Consider the following 2,902-nt stretch of genomic DNA (forward strand, 5'->3'; position numbering starts at 1 on the left):
TTCGCACTAACTTAGAGCAGCCCCAACCAGAGCGAGACTTCAACTTAAGATCGATCTCACTCACCTTGTCTCTATGGGGCGGGAAGCGGAAGTTTGCCGCAGGTGCGAAGGCCTCGCGGACCGATGGAAGGAGCGGACCTTGAGCGACCATTTTGGCTGAATCTAAGCAGCTCCAGATCGCGCGTCGGAAAATGGATACTCGCCTGCCAAGTCAGTTCCCGTCCCCTGCATCGGGATCGGGCTTCAAGATCGGCCAAGGGCGCCCTGACACAAGATCTGGATGGCGTGGCTCCGATTCTGGAGCACCGTACTCGTCCCGGAGCTTGTCTATGAGGTTGAGACAGCGGGCGGCGGGGTCATTTTTGCCGCCGCTGCCCGTCATCGCCAGCAGCTTCCGGCGCAAATCGACCGCTGGGACGGGCACGACATTGTAAACACCTTCCCAGTTCTCTGCCGGGACGTGCTCCGTAACCGCACTTTGGATCGACTGCCATGTATTGAATGAACGTCCGGTTTTCCTCTCAAAATCTATCAGCATCAATACGCTTTCCGTGTCAGGGTCTTCGGCGACTGCGGCAGCTAGCAAGGCAAGCTGTTTCGTTGTCGGCCCATCCTTCAGGAGATCGCGGACATAGGCGCGGACCTCTGAGAACTCCAAAATCAAGCTACCCAGTTCGCGCTGCCAGACCCACCCATCGTATGCCTTTCCGTCTAGGGCGCCGGTGACGGTCAAGTCAATGAGGCGGCGCGCGGCGGATACGGTGCCGAAGCGCAACGCGGTCGTGCGCCACTGATGGTTCTGGTAAAGATGCGGCTCTTCTTTTGCGAGCGTAAAAGTCACGCCTTCTGCGTCGTCCGAAGACGAACTGCCGAGCCCGCGGACTATCTCCTCGAGCATTCGTGGATCACGTTGCGCGTCCGGCATGCCGCGCACGATTGCAGGCAGATCGGTGACAGGGGTGACAAAAGGCAAAAGGCGCAACCAATCGCGTAGCTGATACGCGTCGCTCTGTGTCAAAATCCAAGTCTCCTTCTTGGCCGCCTCAAAGGTCTCAGCTATGCCCTCGGCCACGAGCTTGATGTCTATGTCCTCGCCAGAGAGGACCAGCGACAATAACAAGGCTGCGCGCTCTTGCCTCGGCGCGAGAGAAATGAGCTTCTGGATCGTCGCGTCACGCTGGCCATGGGGGAGGCGTGCTCCGACAATGCCGAGCGCAACTGCCAACTTGGCATGCGCATCCGACGAACAATCGGCAATCAAGGTCTCGATCGCGCCGAAGATCGCCTCCGCCTCGACCGATGTCGCATTGGGATCGGCGGTGAGGGTCTCCCGGCGCGCTTCCACACGCGAAAAATCTACGCCGACGCGGAACTTTTTGTCGTCCTTGGGTTCGTTCGCCTCAAACCATTGGGCAGCCAGCACACGCGCCGCCAACTCGCCAAAATGCTCATCCGTCAGGTACTCATGCATCAGCACAGCTGTCTCTTGTGCATTGATCGCCAAGAACGCCCGTTGGTATTCGTGCAAGTGTGGATGCTGCGCTTCGTGCACCGCGTCGCGATCCCTCCAGCCGCTCGCGGTAGCTTTTTCGTGGAAAGCTCGAAAGCGACGTAAATTGTCGTCAAGCATTCTCTTCAAGAGCGGAAGATGTTCGACGGACGGCGCGTGACTCATCATCGTTGCAATGGTGGCTATTCGCAAACGCTTCTCATCCCCAGCGGCAAGCATGCGCTCGGCCCATTCGCGCGCCAGCACGCCGATTGCGGCCAACCCTTCCTCATTGAAGGGTCGCGCCCGGTCCTCGTCACCGTAGGTCCCACGGGAAAACAGCTCGGCCAGTTGGACGATTTCCTCATTTTCGGCATTGGCCGCCCGCGCCTGAACGGCGGCCACCAAACTTGCGCCCGGCGTGTGGCCGATACGATCTCGCAGACCGTGATAGCGATCACCCGCAGCCTGATCGTATTTGCCGCTGCCGTCGCGCACGACTTTCCCAGCTGCAAGATACGCGTCGATCAGCCGACCAACAGCCTTTGGTCCCAGCACTGAAGCAGCGGCCTCGGTGCGATCGTTGTGGCGGCTTGTTTCTTCAAGGGCGATCCCGAGCAGTGCGTCGTCCTCAAGGGAAAACCCAGCGCCCGCAAGAACATTGTCGGCACCGTAGAAGAGATCGCGGCCTTCGCGCAAGCGACGCAGCAAACCGTCAGCGAGCGCCTGCGGATAGCGTCTTCGCACTTCATACAGTAGACGTATTTCGCCATCGCGCTTACGGTCGATTTCCATCTTAGCAACGATTCCAGAAACCTCTGTCCCGCAGTCATCTGCGCTTGGCGAGTAAACAAGCGTACGCAGTTGCTCAATGTGCGATATTCCGGCAGCACTGCGCCGTTCGCGCGCTCTCTGGAGTTTCTGCTGGACAGCATCAACTGCAACGTCGCCGTCCTCAACAAAGTGAACGCCCTCGGACATCCCGTCTTCGAGCCTATCAGCGCGACCTGACTTCAACGGGTAAGGGCGTGTTGTAAGCTGAACTTGCTTTGCGCAACACGGCCCCTTCCGATGGGGCCAAGTAACAACCCCGGAGAATTCCCCCGGGGCTTAGTTGATTCAAACAGTCCATCAAATCAGATGAACTGGAAATCATCTGCATGCAGATCTGCTTTTAAGACACTATTCAACGTAATCGAATTCTCGTCACCCAGCTTAATAACAGTGCTATTTTCGTCATCACTTGTGGCCGCAAGAACTGCGTCAAAGTCAACGAAAACATCTTTATCAAAGAAGATGATATCATCAGATCTAGCTCCAGCTTCAAAGTCTGTGATAATGTCAGTTCCTACCTGTGTGCTCGTAAATACAAATGTATCAGATCCTGTACTGCCCGTCAGGGTGCTGCTGGTC

At 57.3% G+C, this 2,902-nt stretch carries 1 protein-coding gene and 1 pseudogene; both read right to left on the reverse strand.

The annotated features are described in order from the left end of the window. Nucleotides 1-211: 211 nt before the first annotated feature. Nucleotides 212-2,470 (reverse strand): hypothetical protein, encoded by a 2,259-nt coding sequence (locus BMZ51_RS23420; protein ID WP_208979640.1) that lies wholly within the window; start codon nucleotides 2,468-2,470, stop codon nucleotides 212-214. Nucleotides 2,471-2,625: 155 nt separating this feature from the next. Beyond that, nucleotides 2,626-2,902: pseudogene (locus tag BMZ51_RS24215) on the reverse strand (calcium-binding protein); the annotation flags it as partial.

The sequence above is a fragment of the Pseudovibrio axinellae genome (genome assembly GCF_900110875.1).
In the GTDB taxonomy this organism is placed as follows: Bacteria; Pseudomonadota; Alphaproteobacteria; order Rhizobiales; family Stappiaceae; genus Pseudovibrio; species Pseudovibrio axinellae.

Excerpts from the sequence above, each read along its gene's own strand:
- BMZ51_RS23420 (WP_208979640.1), bottom strand. The coding sequence starts at position 2,470 with ATGTCCGAGGGCGTTCACTTTGTTGAGGACGGCGACGTTGCAGTTGAT.